Genomic DNA, 24,004 nt, shown 5'->3' with positions numbered 1-24,004 from the left:
TCCTGCGGCTGAATTCGACCTGGGCGCGGTCAACCGCCTCAGTCCTCACCTCCGCAGACGCACCGAAATGGGGCAGTGATCCGAAGGGTGGTCGGCCTCCGGAGCGTCATAGACATATTCTTCAAACGACCCAGGCTCTAGACGCTTAGCGGCTTCCACCCCCACGACGATGAAGTCGATGAACTCACGGTAGCGCGCTTTGCAGGCCGCCGAACGATCGCCGCCGGCGAGGCTCAATGACGCCGCCGCCGGCTCTCCGTCATTGAGCCCGTCGAAGAAGGCATCGCCCCGGCTCGCCATGCGCCGGTTCCAGTCGCCCAGAACGACAAAGGCCTCGCCGGCCTGAGCTCGATCATCGACCCAGGCCTCCAGGACCGGGAGTTGGTCGAACAGCACGGGGCAATCAGGATCCGTCGAGGCGCGGCCTGAATTGCATCCGGACTTCAGGTGGACTGCCAGCAGTCGCAAGGGCCGCCCGTTGGCGACGGTGATGTCGACGCCCCAACGTAGGTTGGGGTTGCCGAGCGCCAGAGCCGAAAGGTCGTCGTTGCGCGACCAGGCCACGCCTTTGCGGATGGCGAAGCCGACGGCCTGGTTCTGGATGTGACGTCCTGGAAGCCCCCGGCATTCCGGCCCCCGTTCGCCTGCCGGACGGGTCGACATGACGACATCGTATTTCTCCGGCTCGAAGACCCGCTCAGCCGCCGTTTGGTTCTCAATCTCCTGGAGAGCGATGACATCCGCTCCCAGGGCATCGGCGTGACGGCGCAGGAGGGCGTAATCCGCCTCCTTACGAGGTCTACATCCCTGGGCGTTCAGCTCGGCCAGATGCTCAAGGTTCCAGGTTGCGACCTTGAGCGCTGCGCCGCCCTGCGGGACAGGGGCCACGCCAGTGCAAGCCGACAAGAGAGCGGACACGACGAAGAGCATGGATGCAGCGGGTTTTACGGTCATGGCTAGATCAACAAGCAAGACAAGGAAGCCTCTCGATAGCTGACAAGGACGCTGCTTTCCAAGCGAAGCCCCGACATCGCGGGGCGCATTGGCGGGCCAGCCGCTGGCGCGCCGTCGCGTGCCCAGCGTAATCGGATTCCAGCGCCGTCGCCGCGACGCTGCTCTTCGGCCTGCTGACCTGCGTCGTGAGCCTTCTGTGTAGGCCTCACGACACAGGTCAGCAGCCCGCTCGAAAACCGCAAATTTAGGGATCAGATCGGCCGATCACGACCGCCCATACACGGTCACTGACCACGCTGGCCGTCCGGTGGGTGCCGGTTAGCCGCCAGGCCAGCCAAAGAGCCCTCCAATACTGCTCGACGTGCACTCCGGGCTTCCTCGCCCGGCTTTGCCGCGTCACTCATCACTGGCGCCGTCTCGCGTGCGAACGAGCATCAACTCGATGCGCTTCAGGGCCTGGAGCATCCGATAGGCGTGCAGCGTCGGCCACATCGCCAGCTTGATCATGAGCGCCATGATGAGGAGGACGCTGGCGGGCAGGCCGAACCTTAGGGCCGACAAGCTGTCCGTCGCGTGAAAGAAGTTCCAGGCTGCCCAGACACCAGCGACGAAGAGCAGAGATTGGGCGATCAACAGGACAATGCTGACCCAGCCCGACCGCCCGCCTATTACAGCGACCAACTGGTCGATATGGCCCGGTTCCTGCTCGATCTGTCGCAGCAGATCACGTTCTTCGGCGCGCAGGGCGGCGTCTATATCCTGGTCAAGGCTACGCATGGCCTTCTCCTTCCAGCACCGCGCGCAGCGCGCGTCGGGCATGCATCAGGCGGGTCTTGACCGTGCCCACCGGAACGTCGAGCGCAGCAGCCGTCTCGGCAACGCTCAATTCCTCGAAATAGAAGAGACCGACCGCCGCACGTTGAGAGGCCGGTAGTGCGCGGATTGCGGCAGTCAGCGGCGGCGCGTCAAATGCTCTTGGCTCGACTGGGTCTGCCAGAGCCTCACTAGCGAGAGCCTGGGCCAAGACGCGATCCTGCTGCCGTCGCCCGATCGCCCGGGCGCATCGGCGGGTCACGATTCGATAGGCCCAGGCGGGAAAGGCGACCTCATCCCTCAATCCAGCGAGTCCCTTCGCGATCTCGATCCAGGCGGATTGAGCGACATCGCGTGCCAGGTCCATGTCCCCCGTCAACCGCCACGCATGCGCGACAAGGCGACGGTCCCATCGCCGAGCAAGACGCTCATAGGCCACCCGATCTCCCGCCTGCGCGGAAACGACCAAGTAGCCATCGAGCGCCCTTGCATCGATCTTTTTCAAGAGGGGCGCGGACTGTATCATCGGCCTATAGGTGACGCGTTGTCAGCCGCCGGTTCAATTCGCTTTGTCGAATTCGGCTCTGCCGATTCTGCGGGCTCTGCCGCGCCTGCCGAAAGCAACCTTCTCAATGCATGAAGGGAGTCGGTGTAGGACTCGCAGCGCTGCTTATCGCTGCCGCGGGACTCTACTTCTGCTGGAAGACCGCGAACCGGCATGGGGCGATGCTCATCGCGAGCAAGGACCGGGTCCGCTACGTACTCCTCTTAGACTTTCAGAAGGTCTGCTCCAAGGCGCGCAGCCGGCGGCACAATCGGACGCTTGCGCACCATGGAGTAGGATCAGCAGCGATGCGCCCGGAATGACTCGAACACGTATCGCCAAACGCTCAATCTCGCCGCCAGCAACGACACCCGCTTGGCAGGGTGAGCATCAAACAATCTGATCGTTAGATGCGCAGCGCCCCAGGCTCGCGTCGCTAGGTTGCTTTCTCGCCCTTCGCTAGTGACAGCGTACGAGGCGCGGTCAGTGAGAAAAACCGATGCCGTTGGCGAACCAGAACGCGGCCGATAGCGAGAACGAAAAAGAAAGAAAAGCAGAACTACGTGTGCAAATTTTGCACACGCCGACCAACAACTTACTGATTATGCACCACAATCATCACCATCCATCATGGGCGCCACGGACAGTCTATGAGCTTGGTTTATAGACATTTTTTTAGCAGGATCAAAAAGTTGGCAGGCAGCGTGTGCACTCGAATTTGCGACGTGTTGCGACGTTTTTTCCGGATTTTCGACACCTCAGTGCACACAGAGCGCACACGAAATGGCGACGTACTCGAAACTCCCGTCAGGAACGTGGCGGGTCCAGGTGAGACGGAAGGGTCGCTATATAAGCGAGACCTTCCTCAAACGCGATGACGCGCGCCGGTGGGCCACCGAAGCCGAAGGTCGGATTGATCGCGGCTAGGTCCCTGCCCCCTCGCGGTCAGCGCGGCTTCGCACGTTCGGCGAACTTATCGACCTACACATCGAGGACATGAAGTCCGTCGGGAAGGCGCCCAGGCGGTCTAAAGCGGTGACGCCGGACGACGGTCGCCCGACTTTCGGAGCAAGCTCAGACCATCTCCCGCTCCTGCCGGCCCTCAGTCAACCCGGCGCCGGCCCGGCCTGACCGGAAGTCGGCGCCGGCCGGTTGCTGGAACAGGCGCAGGCCGAATTCCGGCAGGATCGCCAGCAGATGGTCGAAGATGTCGGCCTGGATCGCCTCGTAGTCCGCCCAGGCCACGGTCGCGGTGAAGGCGTAGATTTCCAGCGGCAAGCCCGCCTCGGTGGGCTGCAACTGGCGCACCAGCAAGGTCATGTCTTGGCGGATACGCGGGTGGCTCTCGAGATAGTTCTGCACATAGGCGCGGAAGGCCCCGATATTGGTGGATCTGCGCATATTGACAGGATCGCGTCCCGCCTGGACCAGTTTGGCGTTCCAGTCGGCCATCTCCTCGGCCTTTTCGGCCAGGTAGTCGTCGATCAGCAGGAAGCGACGCATCCGCTCTCGCTCCGCGGCCTCCAGGAACCGCACGCTGGTCTGGTCGATCAAAAGGAAGCGCTTGATACGCCGCCCGCCGCTTTCCTGCATTCCGCGCCAGTTTCGATAGGATTCATTGATCAGCCGCCACGTCGGAATGGTGGTGATGGTCTTGTCCCAGTTCTGAACCTTGACCGTGTGCAGGGCGATGTCGATGACATCGCCGTCGGCGTTGACCTGGGGCATCTCGATCCAGTCGCCGACGCGCAGCATGTCGTTGGAGTTCAACTGCACCGAGGCGACCAGCGACAGGATGGTGTCCTTGAACACCAGCATCAGCACCGCCGCCAGGGCGCCCAGCCCCGACAACAACAGCAGCGGAGAGCGGTCGATCAGGGCAGCGATCACCAGGATGGTGGCGACCGCATAGATGACGATCTTCAGGACCTGCAGATAGCCCTTGATGCTGCGGCGATGGGCGCCTGGGGATCGAGCGTAGAGGGCGTTGGCCATCTCGAGCGCAGCGCCAATGGCGATGGCCACCGTCACGATCATGAAGGCGCTGGCGACGTTCTGGACCAGAGTGACGACGCCGGGCGGCAAATGCGGCACGCCGCCTATGGCGCGATGGACCACGATGGCGGGGACCACGCGCGAGACGCTGTGGACCACGGGCCGGAGCAGCACATCGAGGTCGTGAACCGCCCGCCCCGCCAAACCCAGCCCCACGCGGGTAAGAACGCGGCGGACGATGAAGTCCGCGACGAAGGCGATGAAGACGAGGAGGCAGAGCCCGATCAGCATTTCTGCGAGTGGGAAGGCCTCCAGGCGATCGCGCATGGCGCTGAAATCAAGCATGGCAGGAACCTGGGCAGTCGTGGTCATGGTCGAGGCGAGAGCTGATAACCGCGTCAGATCAGCGGCACGCCCTTGCGCCGCGCTTCGCGCCATTCCCGGAAGAAGGCGCTGGCGATGAAGTAGAGGACCGCTGCAACAATGACGGGCCAGACTAGGACATAGGCGGTGAGCCAGAAGGCGCTCATGGAAATCTCCTATCGAGAGGCGGAAGACGGGGCGATGTCGAAGTCGCCGGTACGGGCGGCGATCAGATCGAAGTCGAAGGCCGCGCGATTGCGGAACGACAGCAGGACGCAGACGATCGTGCTGACGGCATAGGCGATCAGCGAACTGCTCAGCACGGCGTAGTCGTGCAGGAAGCCGATCGCGAAAGGCGCGACGCCCAGGGCCGCGATCACGCCGACGATCCGGGCTGGCTTCAGTCCGAAGAAGCCGAAGGTCATCAGCCCCGCCACTACGCCAACGCCGACCACGGCCAGGACGTCGAAGGCGTAGCCGGTCAGGCCTTCCATCGGGAACCAGCCGAACCGCACGGGCACGAACAGAATCAGGGCGGACAGGACCGACAGGGTGAAAGCCCGGTTGCTGACCTTGTCCCAATAGAAGCTGGCGATGACCGGGAAGACCAGCGCCCCCCAGATGGCGCCCACCAGGACCAGAAGGTCCAGGATGTTCATGCGCCCGCCGGCGAAATAGAGGGCGGCGGCAGTGGCCAGGACCATCGTGACCCGTCCGATCAGGAGCATGATCCGGGGATTTGCCTTCACGCCCGCGCCGCGTCGGCCATAGACGTCCGCCATCATGATGGACGACAGGGCCGACAGGTCCGAGTCGGCGGTCGAGGCCAGAGACCCGATGATCATGATGAAGAAGACGCTGAGCAGAACCGGGCCCAGATAGGTTCCTGCCAGCTGGGGTATGAGGTTGTTGACGTCCCCGTCCATCGGCGTGATCCCGACATAGAGGGCCACCACGCCCAGCATGCCGACGCCGATGACGGTGGCGCCATAGCCGATGGTGGCGGTGATGAAGGTCGGCTTGATCAGGTCTTCGCGCACCGCAAACAGCCGCTGCGCAATGGTCTGGTTGCCGATCGCATAGGCCAGGACGGCGGCGATGTAGGGCGCGCCCTGGTTGAAGAAGGCGTCCGATGAAAAGAAGGAGCCCTGCTGAGGCGTCACATTGGCCGCGCCCTCTACAAAGACAGCCGGCCCGCCGACGGCGAAGAAGACCGCCGGGATGATGATGACCACAGCGCCCAGCATGGCGCAGACCTGAATGAAGTCCGTCAGCACTGAAGCCCGGAATCCCGACCACAGCGTATAGAGCAGGACGCCGCCGGCGAGCACGGCGATCCCCTGGCTGAAGCTGAAGGGCGAAAGCATGGCGATCAGCGCCCCCCCGGCGATGAAGTTGGACGTCAGGCTGATCACGCTGCCGAGGATGTTCGAGCTGGCCAGCATCAACTGACTGGAGCGTCCGTGCCGGGCGTACATGACCTCGGCCAGGGTATGGGCCTTGGGCGCCACGGCCCGTATCCGCTTGCCGTAGGGGTAGATGAACAGGATCATCAACGCGCCCCACAGTCCATAGTGGATGGGGCCAGACAGGCCGTAGGTGTAGCCGGACGTGGCCGAGGCGTACATCGACGCCGCCCAGATCCAGGTCGCCGTCATCGAGGCCGCCGATATGCCCAGCCCGATGCTGTTGCCGGCCGTCATGTAGTCGTCTGCATTTTCCTTGCGGCGGCTGATGGCCATGGAGACCAGCATGGTCCCGCCGAAGAAGACCGCCAGAAGGGCGACCGTCAGCGGGCCGCCCAATTGGTGAAGTTGAATTACATCCACGCTGGTCAGCGCTCCTGTCTTGTTCTGACGCGCCAGGCGCGCCGCCATGGGCGCACGCCGCATCAGACCGCGCCGCGCCAGGCGCCGACGGACGATCGTTTCACAGGTGCGCAGACGCCCGACCCCAGCCAGGCGCGATGGTGGTGGCATCGCCGATGCGGCGCCTATGCAGCCGCCTCAAGACAGACCGCAGCGGAACCATAGTTTGGGTAAGGCGAAGCTGAGATAAACTTATTGTGCGATGCAGTAAAAACAGGCGCCGCCATCAGATGTCCTGCGGCGACGGCGCGGCCCTCAAAATACGGCAAGGCCTGCCTTTGAGCCCCACGGTCGCGCTATCGACGAGGCCGATCGAGATATTCTGAGATAATCGCTGACCGGAGCTCAAGCACGATTATCGCTTGACTCGAAAACCGCGCCCGAAGCCGAAAACGATCTCAAGCCCAAGACTCGGCGAAATCCCCAGCAAGAAAGGCCGACCGCACCCCGCTCTCAACCCTGGGGGGCTGTTCCGACCATGAAGCCCGCCAAAACATCCAGAGCCTCCGCCAGATCCCTGCGCCGTTCGACGGGCAGTTGGCCGAAGGCGGCGATGAAGCCGTCGCCTAGGAGGTCGGGCGAGTCCGCAAGGGCGGCCTGGCCTGCCTCTGTCGTGCGGACGTGGACCACGCGACGATCCCGCGTCGAGCGATAGCGGACCACCAGCCCCTTCGCCTCCAGCTTGTCCAGAACGCCGACGACCGTCGGCGCCGACATGGCCGCATCTCGCGATATGGCCTGGGTGGTCACCTCCCCGAGAGAACGCACGGATTGCAGCACGATCAGTTGCGGCAAGGTCAGCCCCGACAGCCGAGCGATTTCGCGCGAGCGGACGTCAATCGCCTGGGCGATGCGCCGCATGGACCGCACCAGGGAGGCGGTCGGATCGGCGGGGCGTTCCGGTCGGGGAACCGGGTGCGGGCTGAGGATCGGATCCATCAGGGTTGAATTCCTTAGTGTGCTAACTATTTGTGCACGCTGCATTCACAGTACAAGGACAGCCTATGTGCGGCCTGAGCGGCGAGATCAATCACGACGGGCGTCCCGTAGACGCCGACGCCCTGCAACGCATGACCGAGGCCCTGGCGCCGCGAGGGCCTGACGGCTCCGGGATCGTTCTGCGGGGTTCCGTCGGACTGGGTCATCGCCGCCTCAAGATCATCGATCTGTCTGAAAAGGCCCAGCAGCCCATGGTCGATCCCGAGCTCGGGATCACCCTGGTCTTCAACGGCTGCCTCTACAACTATCCTGAACTCCGACGCGAGTTGCAGGGTCTCGGCTACCGCTTTTTTTCCGAGGGCGACACCGAGGTCATCATCAAGGCTTGGAAGGCCTGGGGCGAGACCTGCGTCGAACGCTTCAAGGGCATGTTCGCCTTCGTCCTGCACGAGCGTGACAGCGGCCGCACGGTCATGGCGCGTGACCGATTCGGCATCAAACCGCTCTATCTGGCCGAGAAGGGCAAGCGCCTGCGCTTCGCCTCGACCCTGCCGGCGCTGCTGGCGGCTGGCGATATCGACACCACGATCGACCCGGTCGGCCTGCACCACTACATGACCTTCCACGCGGTCGTGCCGCCGCCCCACACCCTGCTCAAGGGCGTCAAGAAATTCCCTCCCGCGACGATCCGCGTCATCGAGGCCGACGGCACGTCGCGTGATCGCCTGTATTGGCAAGCCGACATGACCCGTCGCCCCGAGGACGCCGGCATGACAGCCGAGGACTGGCGCGACCAGGTCCTGGCTTCCCTGCGCGAGGCGGTGAAGCGCCGCATGGTGGCCGACGTGCCGGTCGGCGTTCTGTTGTCGGGGGGTGTGGACTCCAGTCTGATCGTCGGCCTCCTGGCCGAACTGGGTCAGAAGGACCTGATGACCTTCTCCGTCGGCTTCGAGGCCGCCAACGGCGAGAAGGGCGACGAGTTCGCCTATTCCGACCTGATCGCCAGACACTACGGAACCAACCATCACCAGATCTTCGTGCCGCACGCCCGGTTGATGGAGGCCCTGCCCGGCGCCATCGGCGCCATGTCGGAGCCCATGGTCAGCTATGACAATGTCGGCTTCTACCTGCTGAGCCAGGAGGTCTCGAAACACATCAAGGTGGTTCAGTCCGGCCAGGGGGCCGACGAGATCTTCGCCGGCTACCACTGGTACCCGCCGATGTTGTCGACGACCGACCCGGTCGAGACCTACGCAAAGGCCTTCTTCGACCGCAGCCACGCTGTCCTGAAAACTCAGTTGAACGGCGCCTATATGGCCGACACCGACGTCAGCCGCGCCCTGGTCGAGGCCCATTTCGCCCAAGGTCGCGCCGACACGCCGGTGGACAAGGCCCTGCGCCTGGACAGCCAGATCATGCTGGCCGACGACCCGGTCAAGCGGGTCGACAACATGACGATGGCCTGGGGCCTGGAGGCGCGTGTGCCCTTCCTCGACCACGAACTGGTCGAGCTGGCAGGCCGTATCCCGCCCGAACACAAGCTCGCTCAAGGCGGCAAGGGCGTGCTGAAGGAGGCCGCGCGCTTGGTGATCCCGCCAGAGGTCATCGACCGCAAGAAGGGCTACTTCCCCGTGCCCGCCCTGAAATACATCCAGGGCCCCTATCTCGAAATGGTGCGCGAAGCCCTGACCAATCAGGCCGCCCGTGACCGTGGTCTGTTCGACCAGACCTATCTAGACGCCCTGTTCGCCGACCCCACCAGCCGCCTGACGCCGCTGCGCGGTTCGGAACTGTGGCAGGTCGTGGTCCTCGAAATGTGGATGCAGAACCATGGCCTCTGATCCCCGTCCAGCCCGCTCCCAGGCCCACAGGCTGAAACGGCTTCGCCACGAGAGCCTCAAGCCCTTGATCCAGGGTCAGGACGGCGAGGCCATGGCGGCGGACGCGATCGTCGATTGCGGCTGGGGACGGCTGCTATTCGCCCAGACCTTCGAGACGGCCGCGCCCCTGATCGACGCCCTGCGCGCCGAGGCCCCGGACCGGCGCGACATCGCCTTCTATGTCCGCAACCCCCACGTCCTGCTGGCCCAGGCCCCCCAAGAAGTCTTCCTGGACCCGTCGCACACCTATCGGCTGGACCTCGCTGTCTACCGACCCAGCCGACGCCAGCCGCGCGGCTTTTCCATCCGCCGCCTGGGTTCTGAACAGGACGCCGAGGCGATCAACCGGATCTACGCCGCCCGCCGGATGGTCCAGACGCCCCCAGGCTTTCTCTGGTCTCGTCGGGACGACCGAAGCCTGACCTACTTCGTCGCCGAGGACGCCGTCACCGGCGATGTGATCGGGACCGTGACGGGCGTGAACCACGCCCGCGCCGTAAACGACCCGGAAGGCGGATCTTCGCTGTGGTGCCTGGCGGTCGCGCCCCAGGCCAGTCAGCCCGGCATAGGCGAAGCCCTGGTCCGGCGTCTGGCCGAACACTTCCGAACGCAGGGGCTGGCCTACATGGACCTGTCGGTCATGCACGACAACGTGCAGGCCATCGCCCTCTACGAAAAACTGGGTTTTCGCCGCGTCTCCTTCTTCGGGATCAAGCGCAAGAACCCCATAAACGAAGCCCTTTTCACCGGCCCTCCGGACGATGAAAACCTGAACCCCTATGCCCGCCTGATCGTGGATGAAGCGCGTCGGCGCGGCATCGCCACCGAGGTCATCGACGCGGACGGCGGCCTGTTCCGCCTGACCTGGGGCGGTCGCACCGTGCGCTGCCGTGAAAGCCTGTCCGAGCTGACCTCGGCCGTGGCCCTGAGCATCTGCGACGATAAACGGCTGACCCGTCGCATCGTGGCCGCAGCCGGGGTTCGCACCCCCGCTTCCATCCCGCCCGACAGCCCTTCCGCCATCGACGCGGCGCTGGCCGACTATGGCCGGGTGGTGGTCAAACCGGCGCGCGGCGAGCAGGGACAGGGCGTCGCCGTCGGCCTGAAGACCATGAGCGAGGTTCAGACGGCCCTCATCGGCGCGCGGCGGATCTGCAGCGACGTCCTGATCGAAGAACAGGTCCAGGGCGAGGATCTGCGCCTGGTGATCATCGACTTCCAGCTGGCCGCCGCCGCGGTGCGCCGTCCGCCCCGTGTGATCGGCGACGGGCAGACGAGCATTCGCCGACTGATCGAACTCCAGAGCCGTCGCCGCAGCGCCGCCACCGGCGGCGAGTCCCGCATTCCCATCGACGCCGAAACCGAGCGCACGCTGGCCGAAGCCGGGTTCGCCCTCGACGACGTAGCCCCGGAGGGCGTCGAGGTCATGGTGCGCAAGGCCGCCAACCTTCATCTGGGCGGCACCATTCACGATGTGACCGACATCGTGCACCCGGTCCTTGTGGACGCGGCGATTGCGGCGGCTCGCGCCATCGACATCCCGGTCACCGGGATCGACCTGATGGTCAAGGCGCCCGACCAGCCCGACTACGCCTTCATCGAAGCCAATGAGCGCCCGGGCCTGGCCAACCATGAACCCCAGCCCACGGCTGAACGTTTCATCGACCTGCTGTTCCCCGCCTCCGCGTCCGGCTCATCGCGCAGCACCGTCTAGACGCGCACCAGAAGGAGACAACTTGCCCGATCCCGTTATCGACCACGCCTACCTCAAGGCCCGCCTTGCCGACCTGCTGAACACGCCCAGCCCCACGGGCTACACCGATGAAGCCGTCCGCCTGCTGTGCCGAGAGTTGGAACGGCTCGGCCTTGACTATGAAATGACTCGTCGCGGCGCGATCCGCGCCCGTCTGCCGGGCCGGGACGCCACGCCGGCGCGAGCCGTCGTCGCCCACGTCGACACCCTGGGGGCCCAGGTCAAGCAGGTGAAAGCCAACGGTCGGCTGGAGGTGGTGCCCATCGGTCACTGGTCCTCGCGCTTCGCCGAAGGCGCCCGCTGCACCATCTTCTCCGAAGGCGGCGCCTGGCGGGGCACGATCCTGCCGCTCAAGGCTTCGGGTCACACCTTCAACACCGAGATCGACAGCCAGCCGGTCAACTGGCGCAATGTGGAGCTGCGCATCGACGCCGTCACGCACGACCGCGACGGCACGCTGAAGCTCGGCGTCGATATCGGCGACATCGTCGCCATCGACCCGCAGCCCGAGTTCCTCGACACAGGCTACATCGTCTCGCGCCATCTGGACGACAAGGCGGGCGTGGCTGTCCTTCTGGCGGCGCTGGAATGCCTGGTTCGCGAAGAGCGCATGCCGACTGTCGATACGTGGTGGCTGTTCACGATCGCCGAAGAAGTCGGCCTGGGCGCCTCTTCGGTCCTGGTTCCGGACGTGGCCGCCATGGTCACGGTCGACAACGGCACGACGGCGCCGGGCCAGAATTCCTCGGAGTTCGGCGTCACCATCGCCATGGCCGATCAGACTGGTCCCTTCGACTGGCACCTGTCGCGCAAGCTGGCCCAACTGGCCCGCGATCACGGCATTGCGCATCAGAAGGACGTGTTCCGCTACTACCGCTCTGACTCGGCCTCCGCCCTGGAGTCGGGCGCCGACATTCGCACCGCCCTGCTCGCCTTCGGCATCGACGCCAGCCACGGGTACGAAAGGATTCACGAAAGCGCCCTGAGCGATCTGGCCCATCTGCTGATCGCCTATGTGGAGAGCGACGTGGAGATCAGCCGCGACGCCCGCCCGATGAGCAGCGTCAAGGGCTTCACGCACCAACCCCTGTCCTGAGCGTAAAGGCCGGCCGGTACAAATACATGGACTTCTTCCGGGTCGGCGTGATCGCGATCCCGATCTTCTTTCCCTTCTAGCGCCTGACCGCCGCGAAGTGAGCGGCTTGCCGATGCGGAGCTTCAAGGCGACTATGCTGCTGTGGCCAGGAAGTCGGCGTAGGCGGTCGCCAGTACGGCCTTGTCGTTTTCGTTGACAAACAGGGCCTGCCCCTGCTCATCGGCGATACGCGCCTGGCGCCGCAGAACGTTCAGACGATGCAGGTCGGTCTCGACCGCGGCGACGGCGGTCAGGACGGTCATCAGGTGGATGAGAACCGTCGGCGAGGTCCCGGCGTTCTGTCTGATCATGTCGAACATCACGCCGGCCAGGGCGGCGTAGTCCAGCGTCGGCACATAGAGCCGGACCACGCCGTCCTGCTCATAAACCCCGTTGTGAAGATGGCGCGGCGCCAGCCAGGCCAGCGCCGCGCCCAGACGATTGAGCACGCTGATCGCCGTCCTCGGGTCGTTGACGCCCGGCGAGAGCGCTCTCACGGCCACCTCGACCAACTGGGCGACAGGAAAGGTGAAGTCAGCCGGAGATCCGCCCCTGCGGCTCAGCGCCACCCTGCCCCAGATCGCCGCTTCGGCCTCCTCTAATTCGTGCGAAACAAGGGCGAAAGGCGCATGGGGGAAGACGAACTCGCCCGGCCGCTTTAACAAGCGAACGACACACCCATGGGTTTCCGCCCAATCCGCCAAGGCGCCCGTGTCGGTTTGCTGGAGATAGCCCGCCTGACGAAGGCAGACCTTGGGCGCGCTGCCCCAGTCGACAGGATCCGGATATTCACGGCACGGTTCGTCCAGCGTCAACCGCTCCATGTCCCGCACCATGTCGTCGTGAACCAGGTCGATGACGGTGTCGACATTGATGCGGTTGGCCACGTGATGGATGAAATAGATCAGCAGGGCGACGCAGGCCCCCGCCAACACCAGTCCGATCGTGACGCCCAGCGCCGGGACGAAGGCGGTGTCCTCCCCGCCTCGCACGGAGCGCAGCACCACGAGAGCATAGGCGAAGGCGCCGAGAAAGACGCCCAAGGTCATCTGGTTTCCCCGGTCGCGCATGAAGTTGCGCAACAACCGAGGCCCCATCTGGCTCGAAGCCAGCGTCAGCGCGGCGATGGTGATCGAGAACAGGGTCCCGGCCACGCCGATGGTCGAGGACGCGATCGCGCCCAGCAGCGTGCGGGCGCCGGTATCGCCGCCGCCGTAGGTCCAGGTTTCGGGTATCCAGCCGGGCAGTCGCCCCAGCAACTGGATATCAACCACCAGGACGCCAAGCCCCGCGAGCGCCACGACGATCAAGGCGGGCAGGGCCCAGAAGGCGTCCGTCACATCCTGAATGAAACGAAGCAAGCGCGCCTTCATCTAGTCATCGGGCCTTTCGATCGGGTCGGGCTGAGACGTCAATAGATCAGCCGCCGCATCGTTGACGGCCGGCGCCGCGTCAACCGTCGGTGCGGAAGACTTCGCCTGCGGTGCAGAAAGATGGTCGCCCAGCCCCAAGGCCGAGAGCGCATCATCGCCTTCTCGGCCAAGCAGACTGCGGATCCTGAGGTCGGTCTGCGGGAAGGGAATCTCGATGCCCGCGGCGTCCAGGGCGTCAGCGATCGCCCAGGTGTAGGCCGCATGCATCGCTGCGGGTCTCTTGACCGCCTCAGGGCTGGGCCAGACCAGAAGCTCGAAGTTCAGGCTGCTGTCGCCGAACCCGACCAGCCAGACCTGGCTCTTTCTCTGGTCGGTCTCAGGCATGGTGAAGGGCGAGGCGTTGGCGGCGGCCAGCACCGCCTCGCGCACCTCTGCCCGGGACGCGCCGTAGGCGACGGAAAAGGGAATGTGGATGCGACGGGTGTCGCCCTTCAACGTCCAATTGGTGACCGGCCCCTGGATCAGATGCGAGTTGGGGATGATGACGTTGACGTTGTCATTGGTGCGGATACGCGTGGCCCGGGGGCCGATCTCGGCGATCGCGCCGCGCGTCCCGCTTTCAAGTTCGACATAATCTCCCACCGACACCATCCGATCGAAGATCAGGAAGATGCCGGATACAAACTCTTTCACGACGCCTTGAAGACCCAGCCCCACGCCGATGCCGATGGCCCCGGCGAACACCGCGAGAGAAGACAGGTTCAAACCTGCCGACGACAGCCCCACGATCACCCCAAATACGATCACGGCGTAGCCTGTGAGTTTCTCCAGCAAATACAGAGCCTGCGCGCCCCTTTGCGCTTTAAGCCGCAGCCTGCGGAGGCCGCGCGTGATGAACCAGGACACGACGATCGCGGCGGCGATGATGATGACCGCCGAAACCAGCCCGCCCAGCGTCAGCACGCTTCCGCCGATATCCACAATCCTGGCGTCGTCGAGCTTGCCCAGATCGCCGATCACATCACTCGCCGCCGTCATGCGGGTCAGCCCCCTCGCGCCGCAGCCCCGATACGAAGGCCGCGCGCTCCAACGTCTTCATGATCAGCCCTCAGCGGCCCAGCGAGCTGGAAGACTCCATCGCCAGACCCGCCGGGGATCAGCGGTTCACCAAATGAATGGTTCCGCTAGGGGAGGCTCGGGCGCCCCCGCTTCCTTCGCGCCCGCGTCAGGTCGCGACCTATCTGAAGAGACTCGCCTGACCACGCCCGCAATCGTGCCGGCCTGGGCGATGACCGAGAAAAGCACCACGATATAGGTCGCCACCACCAGCAGGTCCTTCATCGGTCTGGCCGGAAAACTTCAGCTTCGAGGGCGCCAGAAAACGTAGGCGGATCACTAACCCGAGGACTCTAGCTCCGCGTGGATGAAAACTCAGGGGCACGTCACCTGCGTTCAGCTTGGATTTCATCATGCAGTTTCTGCGCAACATTCTGCCAGCAACCGTCTTGTGGGTAGGCGTGAACTACCTCTTTGACAGAATGGTCGGAATGCCACGCTAACGCTATCCCGATCTGCGTCAGCCCGCACGGAGCCACTCACCAGGACCGCTGTTGCCACCGATCCTGCATCGACTATCCGATGACCTTCAAGGGGACCTATTATTCCTTCAAGGCCGAGGATCACTATGTTCGCGGAGCGACGACGGCGGGTGTCGCCCGGGTAGGACGACACGTCCCCCAGCTTGAAGTCCGCGTCTGGTTCTTCCGTCCGATAGCCGCGCCGACGTGGATGATCCTGAGAACTATCTGTCCTTGGTTGGTGGGCAGCTTGATGGGACGGAACGTCCGCATTTCGGCCGGAAGCCAAGTCGCAGATCGACCCATTGCGGACATTCCTCAAACTGATAGCTCGGTGGCAAGTTCAAGATCTGAAGGGGATTCAGCCCAAATGTTCAGGGTGACCAAGGATCGGTTCAGGGTTTCCAAAAAGCTGGCGGAAACATCAGCCCAACTCGCGTCTTTGAAGACGAATTCCTTTCGCAGGTCACTTTGCCCATCGCGGGAAACGATGGTGATTCCACTCGCGCAGACTATGGCCCGGTGCGACCTTAGATTTGTGTCTAGTCGTCTGATCGGGGCAGCAGCAGTTCAAACGTCGCTCCGCCTCGCGTTTTCACCAATGCTAGGTTGGCCCGGTTCGCGCGCAGAAGCGCCTGGGCGATCGACAGGCCGAGGCCTGCGCCCCCTTCGCTGCGGCGCGTCGTGAAGAACGGCTCGAAAATACGTTTGGCGTCGCCTTCAGCCACGCCCGGACCGTTGTCGGACACCGTCAGTCGAAATTGATCGTCATCGGCCTGGGCGGCGATCTCCACGTCCGTCGCGCCCAGCTGTCGGCTGTTCTCCAACAGGATGGTCAGGGCCATCTCCAGACTGGCCTCCGGCACAGCGACCAAGGGCAGACCGTCAGGCAGATCGACCCTGATCTTCAGGCCAGCGCTCAGAGCGTCCGCGATCCGGGCCACCACCGGCCGCAGGTCGACCGCCGCGCCCGCTTCCGGGCGCGCCATGTCGGCCCGCGCCAGGTCCAGCAACCGCGTCACCAGATCGGCCAGCCGTCGTGCGTCAGCGTCGATGTTGCCTAGGAATCGGCGACGCTGATCCGGCTCCATGTCGTCGCCGTGGTCTTGAAGCAGTTCCACGGCGCCCTGAATTCCGGCCAGGGGCGTCTTGAACTCATGGCTGACGGCGGCGGCGAAGTCGCGCAGGTAGCGCGAGCGGCGTTCCACGGCCTCGGCCATCTGGCCAAAGTCTTCGTACAGATCACGGATCTCGACCGCTGCCGTGGGCGGCGGCGGCGGCACGACGCCTCCGCCATGCGTCACGTCGCGCGCGGCGCGGCGCAGGACCTCGATCGGACGGGCTATGCCGCGCGAGACCATCACCGCCAGCCCGCTGAGCAGGCTCAGAACCGCGACAATCCCGAACAGGATCTTGCCCCGGTCCTGATAAATCCCCTTGAACAGAGCGCGCGGCGAACGCGAGGTCAGGATGACGCCCTCGACCTTTCCGTTCACCACTACCGGTCGGGCATGATGGATACGCAGGCCTGAAGCCCGACTGAGCCATTCCATCGAATAGCGAGGCTGATAGGCGGCGTTGCGGCGCAGCACGGTCGCAGGCGCACCCGCCAGCGCGCGCTCGACTTCGGCCAGATCACGCCAGCTTCCGCCCTGACCCAGGCCGCGCACGACCATGCCGTTGCGGTCCAACAGGACGATGGAGGCCAGGGTAGTGCGGCTGGTCTCCTCCATCACCGGGTCAAGACGGTCGGCCACGACGGCTGCCGCTGGATCGGCTGGTACCGTTGATACGTGGGCAGGCGGGCGTGGCGGTAGAACCGTATTGGAGCGCAGGTCTATGCGCGCTGGTTCGGGATGGTAGTAGCCCGGCGCACGGCGCTGGGCTTCGGTGGGCATGGCAATGCGCGCGCCCGGCCAGATCGCCTCGGCCGCCGCCGAAAGCGCCGCCGTCTGGGCGATCAGTTCCGCTTCGGTCTGACGGACCAAGGTGTTCTCATAGACCCGCAGGAAGATGGCGCTGACGCCCGGCAGGATGGCTGCAAAAAACAGCACCGACAGAAGGATGGTGCGCAACCGCAGAGCCGGCCAGTGCGCCCGCACGAAGCCTCTCAGTCCCTGGACCGCGCCTGCGATCACGCCTCGCCGCCGCGACAGGGGCCCATCTGGTAGCCGACGCCTGCTCGGGTCTCGATCACGTCCGCCCCGCCGATGGACGCGAACTTGGCGCGCAGGTTGCGCACATGGCTGTCGATGGTCCGGTCGGTCAGGGCGAAGCCCGGCCCGTGGATGCGGTCTATGATGGCGTCGCGGGTGAAGACCTTCTGCGGGGCGGAGGCCAGGGCGCGGACAATGCCGAACTCGGTGATGGTCAGCGGCACGTCAGCGTCGTTCCAGCGCGCCCGCCAGCCGTCCGTGTCCAGCGACAGCCTGCCGACCCGCACCGCGCCTGGCGGCGGGGGCGGCGGCGACATGTTCACGCGCCGCAGAATGGCCGCGACGCGAGCCACCACTTCGCGCGGGCTGAACGGCTTGACCACATAGTCGTCGGCGCCCAGTTCGATGCCCAGAATCCGGTCGATCTCGTCGTCACGCGACGACAGGAACAGGACGGGCAGATCTCCCTGTGCGCGGATGCGACGGCAAACCTCGATCCCGTCCATGCGCGGCATGTTGATATCCAGGATGACGAGGTCGGGTTGCTGCTCGGCGATGGCGGCCAGGGCCGCCTCGCCGTCACCAGCCTCGCGCGTCGCCAGTCCGGCCTTGTCGAGGGCGAACGTCAGGAGGTCGCGGATATGCGGGTCGTCGTCGACGACCAGGACGGTGCGCTTCATGATCGCCATGTTCAGGTTCCGGCTTGAGAGGTCAACGGGGGAGCGGAGGACGGCGACGGCGGAGGCGCTGAAACCGGCGTTGGCGGAGAGATCAGACGCCCGTCGCAATCGCGTTGACCGGACAGCGGCGCCGTCAGGGGGCGGGCGACGATCAACTGCTCAACCCGATCCAGCCGCCGCGTGTCGCGCCAGCGCCAGCCGCGCCATTTCGATTGATGCGCCTGCATCGCCGCCATCTGCCGATCGCGCACCGACGCGATACGGTCCTTCAGCACCGGGTCCTCCATTCGCTGTTCCAGCTCGACGAGCGACACGAGGGCTGCGCCGTTCAGACTGTCGAGGTAGCAGAGGTCCAGTCGTGACCCCTGGCCGTCGACCTCACGCGCATGCCGTACGTTCCAGTGCGCCGCGATCGCCCCCAGATCGACCACGCTGACCACCGCTAGCACAGACAGGGCCGCACCGACGTTGGCGTTGATCAACCAGCTTGCGCTCTTGTTCCTGAGCATGCGCCAGCAGATCAACCCCAGACCGACGCCGACCAGGACCATCCAGATCATGGCGGCGATTCGGAACCGGGTCAGGGAATAGGCCTCAATATAGTCCGCCGTCCGCAACAGGCTGGAGGCGACAAGAAACAGGTTCTGCCCGACCCACAGAACGACCAGCCGTCGAACCAGAGGCCGCGCCGCTGTCTCCGACCCCGGCCGCAGGAAGATCAGGACGAACAGGCCCGCCAGTAGGGCCGTGACGATCAGCGGATAGGCGCCGCGATGCGCGTACTCGGCAAGGGTCACGCCCTCCGGCAGCGGCACGCCGCTCCACAGAAAGGCCAGGTCCAGGCCGTTTTGCATCGCGAACAGCAGGTTGAACACGATCAGCGACAGGGTGACTGAAGCTGCCGTAACGCCTGGGACATTCCGTCCCTCCAGCGATGGCAGGGCGATCAAGCGACGCCGCCAGCGCGGCCGCAGAATTCCAGCGACGGCGATCAGAACAACGCCCCAGAAAATCACCCTCGCCACCGTGCTTTCCGACAGGGGCGGCAACCGCAGCCGCGCCGCCAGATCGCCGATCACCGGATTGGCGCTGGCGAACAGGGCCAGGAACACCGCGCCGCCCAGGACCGGCAGGATCAGCAGGCGCACGGTGCCCGGTAGATTGACCGCCTGCCGTCGCTGATTGGTCCGGTTCAGACGGATCAGGTCGATCCACGGCCCAGCCACCGCCACGACCACCTGAACGATCAACCGCTGCGCCCAACGCCAGGCGTCCTCGCCCCCGCGCACCCGCGCCGACTGCACGGCGATCATCAAGGCGAGCCCGAACAGGACCCAGGCCAGAAGGCTGGGCCGGTCGATCATGACCGCCACCAGCCCCGCCGCGCCTGCGGCCGCCAACAGACCTCGCCGGTCGCGAACCCATCCCTTTCGGAACAGGGCCGCCGCCGCCAGCCACAGCAGGGCGAACAGGCCCAGAGTCGCGCCGGGCCGCTGCATGAAAAACAACCCATCGGCCGCGCCGACCAGCAACAGCCCTATCCCGACCTTCAGCCAGAAAGATGATCGAATAGATGATTTGAACACGGCCGGACGGCGCCTCCTTGTGAGGCGGAGGTTGTGGCCGACGCCCATCAAGCGGTGATGGCTTCGCCTTGGAGTTCTGGTCCAGGCGGATGCAGAACCGGTGCAGACGCAGACTCACAAGCGAGCAAGTAGGTCCGCTTCCAACCTTAGCTGATGATCTGAACCTCCGGTTTCGGCGGCGAAGCTCGGCGTTAAAGGTCGTCGCTCAGCGCACTCTCGCGCAGTTTGTCGTAGGCGCGCCGCCCTGGATGATCCTGAGAACTATTCAGCTACCGTCGGATGGGCTGCGTAGGTCGGAAACGCGCCATGAGGAGTCACGCAGACCACGGCGTAAACGCGACATTCCGCGAGCAAACGACGTTTCAGCGAAGGTGTTCACCGACGACTATGCCTGTCTGGTCGATCGTTCCACCCTCCCCTCAGACTCCAGAATGATGGACCTGAAAACCTACCTTGCCCGCCCGCATGCGCTCGTGGCGGTTCATGGCGAGGCGTCCACCGAGATCGATGAAGCCTTCCACGCGGCAGGACACGCCCGGCGCGTCGCCCTGGTCATCCCGCACTGGAGCGTCGCTCCCAAGCTGATCGCCGGAACGGATCTGGTTCTGACGGTAGCGCGCAACAGCCTGAAATCGGTGTCACGAGACAGACGACTGGCCGTCCTTCCCCCGCCGATCCCGCTCCCTTCCATAGGCTTCAGCCAGATTTCCCACCGGCGGCGCCAGAGCGATCCTGCGCTTCGCTGGCTAAGGGAGATGATCGTCAGAAGCGGGCCGCAAGTCGGGTAAAGCCCGGCCGAGGTCGCCGCCGCAACGAGCCCCCGAGCTCTCGAACCAAGCGACTTCATCACGCAGAGTGTCGTCCAGGAGCTGGCCTGAAGGCCCGTCCGATCAGAAAAGGTAAGGCATCCGGTTTCGTGCCTGGCGCGCCTGTGCGCCGCTCTGGGTTGCAAGCCGTGCGATCTGCTGGACTGTGAACTGGAGCCCGATCTCGTCCCACCAGAAGCCGGCGAGACGCTCTAGCCGCCCAAGCCGCGTCAGCCTGTCGTATGGGGATCAATCAAGCGCGTCGCGAGCGCGTGCACCTGCCGCACGCCAGGCGGCGTCAGGTCCCATTGCCTGGTCTCTCGGGCGACAAGCTCAGGGTGCTTCTTGCTGATGTCGCGCAGGGCGTTTCCGACCGATCGCCTCACATAGTCGCTCCCATCGCACCTAAGAGGCGCCAGAAGGTCGATGGCGACCTGCGGATCATCCCGGAAGAATGGCCGGCCGGTCCATATTCGCAAGCCCTCCGTCACGGCGCGGCGGACATTGGCGCTTGGAGACCCCAGCCATTCGCGGATAACGGGCAGGGCCGCTTCATACCCCGTCTCGGCGCAAAACCGATCAAAGGCCTTGGCCAAAATTTCCTGGACCCGCCAGTCGCTGTCGCCGCTGACCCGGTCCCTGAGCAGAGCGAGCGCGCCGGCATCGGCAGCCGCCAGACCGCCGATGATGAAGGTGGCGACGCACCGGGCCTGATGAGCGTCCGACTCCAGGAGCGCCAGGGCCAGGTCTCTGGAACGGACGAGGTCCTCGCTATCGAGAACCTCCTGAGCCGCCGTTTCGAGATCCTTGAACCCGTTGGCCGTCCGGGCAGCGCGCTCTTCAATGGCCTGTAGTCTGTCCATATCCATCCTCGCCAACGCTCCGTCTCACGCCATACGCATCGCAGATGCAGTCAAACCTGACGCTGGATCCGCTCCTCCCCCAAGCCTTGGACGGACGATCGCCCACATCCACTGCAGGCGCGCGTGCGCCGTCCTTTTGACCGACCAGCTGGACTGATTAAAGGGCGAGGACTGTATGATCAGGTTCTGATTCTCCATACTCGGTTAGCTGAGATGACGACCCGTTTTTATAACAAATCTGCGTTGCGATCATGAATACGACGACAGTAACCATTCGACCTTTCGATGCGTCGCTAGACACCGAAAAACTGTCTCACATCTGGCTTTCCGCCTCGATAATCGCCCATTCGTTCATCGGCGAAGAGCGACTTATTGAGCAGCAACGCCTGATAGAAAGCAAATATCTCCCGAACGCCGAGACATGGGTCGCCTGTCGAGAAGGGCGCCCTGTCGGCTTCATTAGCCTGATCGACAGCTTCATCGGCGGCCTTTTCATCGACCCAGCCGAACAGGGGCGCGGAACGGGCCGTCAACTGATTGAATTCGCCCAGAAGCAAAGGCCCGAGCTAACTCTGGAAGTCTACCTGGCGAACCGCGGGGCCATGGCCTTCTACCAAGCGCTGGGCTTCACCGAGTTGTCGCGACGATCCCACGACGATGAAGGCGCGCCCTTCCCCAACGCCAGACTGGCGATCATCGCCTAGGCTCAGGCCTCATTGGTCCGAGGGGACGATTTGATTCAGGCTCCTGAGGAGCCTGGACATGAGTGACCTGTCTTGGCTGACGGACGAGCAGATGGCCTGGCTGGCGCCCTATTTCGCGAAGAGCCACAGCAAGCTCCCGGTCGCGGACGCTGCGGAGGATGCAAGAGCTAGGTTTCCGGTTTCGTTCTCGCATTTTCGGTAGTTTCTGGAAACTTTCTGGGAACCACTTCCCGCACCAAGCCTAAGGTCCGCTTCCGACCCGTTGCGGACCTTCCAATGGTCTGGTTTTTGGAGCGCTCAAGGAGAAACGTCACCATGCCGAGCCTGTCTATCGACACGAACTTCTACGTGACATCCGACGCCGAAGGCGGTTTTCGACATGGCGAGATCTTCCACATCGAACGGGGCGGCCAGCAGGGGAGTTGTCCACTGGCGTCTACGGTTTCTACGGTCAGACTTGATCGATGCAGAGGGTGAGGGGCCGCTATTGGTGGGAAGCGGACTCGCGCCTTGTTGATCCGATGCTAGATTGCCGAAATGGAAAAACTCGACCTGCCGGCTGACCTTCGCCGCCTTGAACGCTTCATCGGGTTTACCATTCCCCGGGAAGGCAAGTTCTACGTTTGCGATCACGATGAGATTGTGAGGCTGGACATCGGAGAGTCGATTTCAGCCGATCCATCCGACCAACACCCCTACAAGTTCGTCGAGAATAACAGCGACTTCCTTGGGTTGGTGTTCGAAGGCGAAGTGAAAAATCAGCCCATCCTTAGGGTGGGGTCGACCGTCATTTCCTATGAGTTCGACCCAACCAATGACTTTGTAGTTGTGACCTACGAGGCTGGCGAAAGTCTCGGGACGGTTGAGTTTCCGACGTTCTCTGGTGACTGGTTCGCAGCATCGCTATCCGACGACGGCAAGCATCTTGTGCTCGCGGAGCCCTATTCAGTCGCTCTCTATAGGGTTGCCTGAGGCCGCCGACGAATGTCCGCAATGGGTCGTGAAGCGAAGTTCGCTTAAGGCTGGAAAGCGGACGTTCTAACTGGTAAAGTGGGAGAGCAGATACTGCCCGAAACCGGCAGCAGCGACCGCACTATTGCCGTTCGTTTCTAGCAAAAAGACAGGGCCGTCCTCGCCCTGTTGCAGACAATAGTAGCTGCCGTCGCCGCTATCGCCGACGATGATCATGTTGTGGGGAATTGAGCCCCTCTCACGTTCTTCAATCGTAATCCAGACCGCGTCAGGGACTGGTCCGTCGAAGGGCTCTTCAATGATGCCGTAGACTTCCGCCGAGCCGAAGCTTCCTGCGCCCAGGCGTTCGACAAATCGCCGGTAAGAAGGAGGTAGCGAACCGCCGAGAGCGAGCTCTGCCTGGACGATCAGCTTCTCGGGGCGCGGCCCAGCAAAAAACGCTCGGTCAGGATGCTTGGCGACAATAGCCAAGGCTGAATCGATGGTCGCTAAGGTCATTGGGGCACCTTAGTTGCGGCCCAGCGAGTCTGCTATGGGTGGAAGGCTGAAGTCAGCTTTGCGGTGTCTGGAAGGGTGTCATCTGATCCCGCAGCCGCGCCCAGCGGCCTGCTCGGAAGGCAGTCAGAGCCAGTTGCTCCGTGTCGCCGTCGTGAACCCCGGTAATCGTCAGCCCCAACGTCTCAAGAACGATGAAGCCGAACACCTGTTGGGCCTGCCCGTCGTCTCTGACCAAGCGTTCGAAGTCGGCCTTTGACGAGAGGGGCCGTGCCCCGTCCACAACGGGGTCGGCTTCGGGCGCTACGCCAATATCTGCCAGCCCAGCATCATCGAAAGTCAGCTGAATATCGGGATAGGCGAAGACCGTTTCACCCGAACGATTCTGCGCCGTCGAAAGAGGCTTTCCCCACTGCTGCTGCACCTCATCGAGAGATGCACCAAAGGTGAGCCCGGCGACGCCTACGTTCGGTTGAATGTCCAGCATGGATCGAGCTTCGCAGCGTGTTCGAACGTCCGCAATGGTCGGTTTGCGACGAAGGCTCCCG

22 protein-coding genes and 1 pseudogene are annotated in these 24,004 nt (G+C 64.0%); 7 read left to right on the top strand and 16 right to left on the bottom strand.

Annotated features, from left to right (window positions below; genetic code table 11):
* Positions 1-45: 45 nt before the first annotated feature.
* The 7 genes from HX774_RS03675 to HX774_RS03650 form a co-directional block, all read right to left on the bottom strand.
* A complete protein-coding gene (locus tag HX774_RS03675; protein ID WP_234288790.1) occupies positions 46-954 on the bottom strand; it encodes an endonuclease/exonuclease/phosphatase family protein in 909 nt (302 codons plus the stop codon).
* Positions 955-1,350: 396 nt separating this feature from the next.
* On the bottom strand, positions 1,351-1,731 hold the full coding sequence (locus tag HX774_RS19720) for a DUF6768 family protein (protein ID WP_200168129.1): 381 nt from the start codon (positions 1,729-1,731) through the stop codon (positions 1,351-1,353).
* Complete coding sequence (locus tag HX774_RS03665) at positions 1,724-2,272, bottom strand: RNA polymerase sigma factor (protein ID WP_234288791.1); 549 nt, start codon at positions 2,270-2,272, stop codon at positions 1,724-1,726. Before HX774_RS03665 ends, HX774_RS19720 begins: the two co-directional genes overlap by 8 nt.
* Positions 2,273-3,385: 1,113 nt before the next feature.
* Positions 3,386-4,651, bottom strand: coding sequence for a mechanosensitive ion channel family protein (locus HX774_RS03660; protein WP_178824333.1), 1,266 nt, complete (start codon positions 4,649-4,651; stop codon positions 3,386-3,388).
* Between the two features lie 53 nt (positions 4,652-4,704).
* Positions 4,705-4,836: a putative transporter small subunit gene (locus HX774_RS19715; RefSeq protein ID WP_218650254.1), complete on the bottom strand. Its 132-nt coding sequence runs from the start codon at positions 4,834-4,836 to the stop codon at positions 4,705-4,707.
* 9 nt (positions 4,837-4,845) lie between these two features.
* Positions 4,846-6,561, bottom strand: a complete 1,716-nt coding sequence (locus HX774_RS03655) for a sodium:solute symporter family protein (protein WP_255499990.1) — start codon at positions 6,559-6,561, stop codon at positions 4,846-4,848.
* A 429-nt stretch (positions 6,562-6,990) separates the two neighbouring features.
* On the bottom strand, positions 6,991-7,476 hold the full coding sequence (locus HX774_RS03650) for a MarR family winged helix-turn-helix transcriptional regulator (protein WP_178824331.1): 486 nt from the start codon (positions 7,474-7,476) through the stop codon (positions 6,991-6,993).
* 65 nt (positions 7,477-7,541) lie between these two features.
* On the opposite strand from HX774_RS03650, the gene HX774_RS03645 reads away from it, so the two are divergent.
* From HX774_RS03645 to HX774_RS03635, 3 genes are read left to right on the top strand one after another with little or no spacing between them, the layout of a single operon-like run.
* Positions 7,542-9,317 (top strand): N-acetylglutaminylglutamine amidotransferase, encoded by a 1,776-nt coding sequence (locus HX774_RS03645; protein WP_178824329.1) that lies wholly within the window; start codon positions 7,542-7,544, stop codon positions 9,315-9,317.
* The gene (gene ngg, locus HX774_RS03640; RefSeq protein ID WP_178824326.1) at positions 9,307-11,070 is read left to right on the top strand and encodes an N-acetylglutaminylglutamine synthetase; all 1,764 of its coding nucleotides are present in this window, start codon (positions 9,307-9,309) and stop codon (positions 11,068-11,070) included. The genes HX774_RS03645 and ngg overlap by 11 nt, the downstream gene beginning before the upstream one ends.
* Before the next feature lie 22 nt (positions 11,071-11,092).
* Positions 11,093-12,205, top strand: a complete 1,113-nt coding sequence (locus tag HX774_RS03635) for an osmoprotectant NAGGN system M42 family peptidase (RefSeq protein WP_255499987.1) — start codon at positions 11,093-11,095, stop codon at positions 12,203-12,205.
* 131 nt (positions 12,206-12,336) lie between these two features.
* Here HX774_RS03635 and HX774_RS03630 read toward each other — a convergent pair whose 3' ends face one another.
* The 6 genes from HX774_RS03630 to HX774_RS03605 all read right to left on the bottom strand — a co-directional run bounded on the left by HX774_RS03630 (position 12,337) and on the right by HX774_RS03605 (position 19,529).
* Complete coding sequence (locus HX774_RS03630; protein ID WP_178824322.1) at positions 12,337-13,605, bottom strand: DUF2254 domain-containing protein; 1,269 nt, start codon at positions 13,603-13,605, stop codon at positions 12,337-12,339.
* A gap of 12 nt (positions 13,606-13,617) precedes the next feature.
* Positions 13,618-14,655, bottom strand: coding sequence for a mechanosensitive ion channel family protein (locus HX774_RS03625; RefSeq protein WP_178824320.1), 1,038 nt, complete (start codon positions 14,653-14,655; stop codon positions 13,618-13,620).
* A 126-nt stretch (positions 14,656-14,781) separates the two neighbouring features.
* A complete protein-coding gene (locus HX774_RS03620) occupies positions 14,782-14,958 on the bottom strand; it encodes a hypothetical protein (protein WP_178824318.1) in 177 nt (58 codons plus the stop codon).
* 778 nt (positions 14,959-15,736) lie between these two features.
* The gene (locus HX774_RS03615; RefSeq protein ID WP_370523334.1) at positions 15,737-17,332 is read right to left on the bottom strand and encodes a sensor histidine kinase; all 1,596 of its coding nucleotides are present in this window, start codon (positions 17,330-17,332) and stop codon (positions 15,737-15,739) included.
* Complete coding sequence (locus HX774_RS03610) at positions 17,329-18,039, bottom strand: response regulator transcription factor (RefSeq protein ID WP_178824316.1); 711 nt, start codon at positions 18,037-18,039, stop codon at positions 17,329-17,331. The genes HX774_RS03615 and HX774_RS03610 overlap by 4 nt, the downstream gene beginning before the upstream one ends.
* 2 nt (positions 18,040-18,041) lie before the next feature.
* Positions 18,042-19,529 (bottom strand): DUF4153 domain-containing protein, encoded by a 1,488-nt coding sequence (locus tag HX774_RS03605; protein WP_218650253.1) that lies wholly within the window; start codon positions 19,527-19,529, stop codon positions 18,042-18,044.
* A gap of 458 nt (positions 19,530-19,987) precedes the next feature.
* Here HX774_RS03605 and HX774_RS19710 point away from each other — a divergent pair, with 458 nt between their 5' ends.
* The gene (locus tag HX774_RS19710) at positions 19,988-20,404 is read left to right on the top strand and encodes a LysR substrate-binding domain-containing protein (protein ID WP_218650252.1); all 417 of its coding nucleotides are present in this window, start codon (positions 19,988-19,990) and stop codon (positions 20,402-20,404) included.
* 248 nt (positions 20,405-20,652) lie between these two features.
* Here HX774_RS19710 and HX774_RS03595 read toward each other — a convergent pair whose 3' ends face one another.
* Entirely contained in the window at positions 20,653-21,285 is a 633-nt protein-coding gene (locus HX774_RS03595) for a HEAT repeat domain-containing protein (protein ID WP_178824311.1), read from the bottom strand.
* A 251-nt stretch (positions 21,286-21,536) separates the two neighbouring features.
* Here HX774_RS03595 and HX774_RS03590 point away from each other — a divergent pair, with 251 nt between their 5' ends.
* From HX774_RS03590 to HX774_RS03585, 3 genes and pseudogenes are all read left to right on the top strand, one after another.
* On the top strand, positions 21,537-21,989 hold the full coding sequence (locus HX774_RS03590; protein WP_178824309.1) for a GNAT family N-acetyltransferase: 453 nt from the start codon (positions 21,537-21,539) through the stop codon (positions 21,987-21,989).
* 58 nt (positions 21,990-22,047) lie between these two features.
* Positions 22,048-22,137, top strand: a pseudogene (locus HX774_RS20355) (IS5/IS1182 family transposase); the annotation flags it as partial.
* 389 nt (positions 22,138-22,526) lie between these two features.
* Positions 22,527-22,961 carry a hypothetical protein gene (locus HX774_RS03585; protein ID WP_178824307.1) on the top strand — a complete coding sequence of 145 codons (435 nt, stop codon included), beginning with the start codon at positions 22,527-22,529 and terminating at the stop codon, positions 22,959-22,961.
* 66 nt (positions 22,962-23,027) lie between these two features.
* Here the strand turns inward: HX774_RS03585 and HX774_RS03580 are convergent, their stop codons facing one another.
* A complete protein-coding gene (locus tag HX774_RS03580; RefSeq protein ID WP_178824305.1) occupies positions 23,028-23,459 on the bottom strand; it encodes an SMI1/KNR4 family protein in 432 nt (143 codons plus the stop codon).
* Positions 23,460-23,511: 52 nt separating this feature from the next.
* Entirely contained in the window at positions 23,512-23,943 is a 432-nt protein-coding gene (locus tag HX774_RS03575; protein WP_178824303.1) for a hypothetical protein, read from the bottom strand.
* Positions 23,944-24,004: the final 61 nt, after the last annotated feature.

This window comes from Brevundimonas sp. P7753 (assembly GCF_013386595.1).
GTDB classification, from domain to species: domain Bacteria; phylum Pseudomonadota; class Alphaproteobacteria; order Caulobacterales; family Caulobacteraceae; genus Brevundimonas; species Brevundimonas bullata.
The sequence above is the reverse complement of the archived record's forward strand: the minus strand, read 5'-3'. Positions and strand labels throughout refer to the sequence as shown.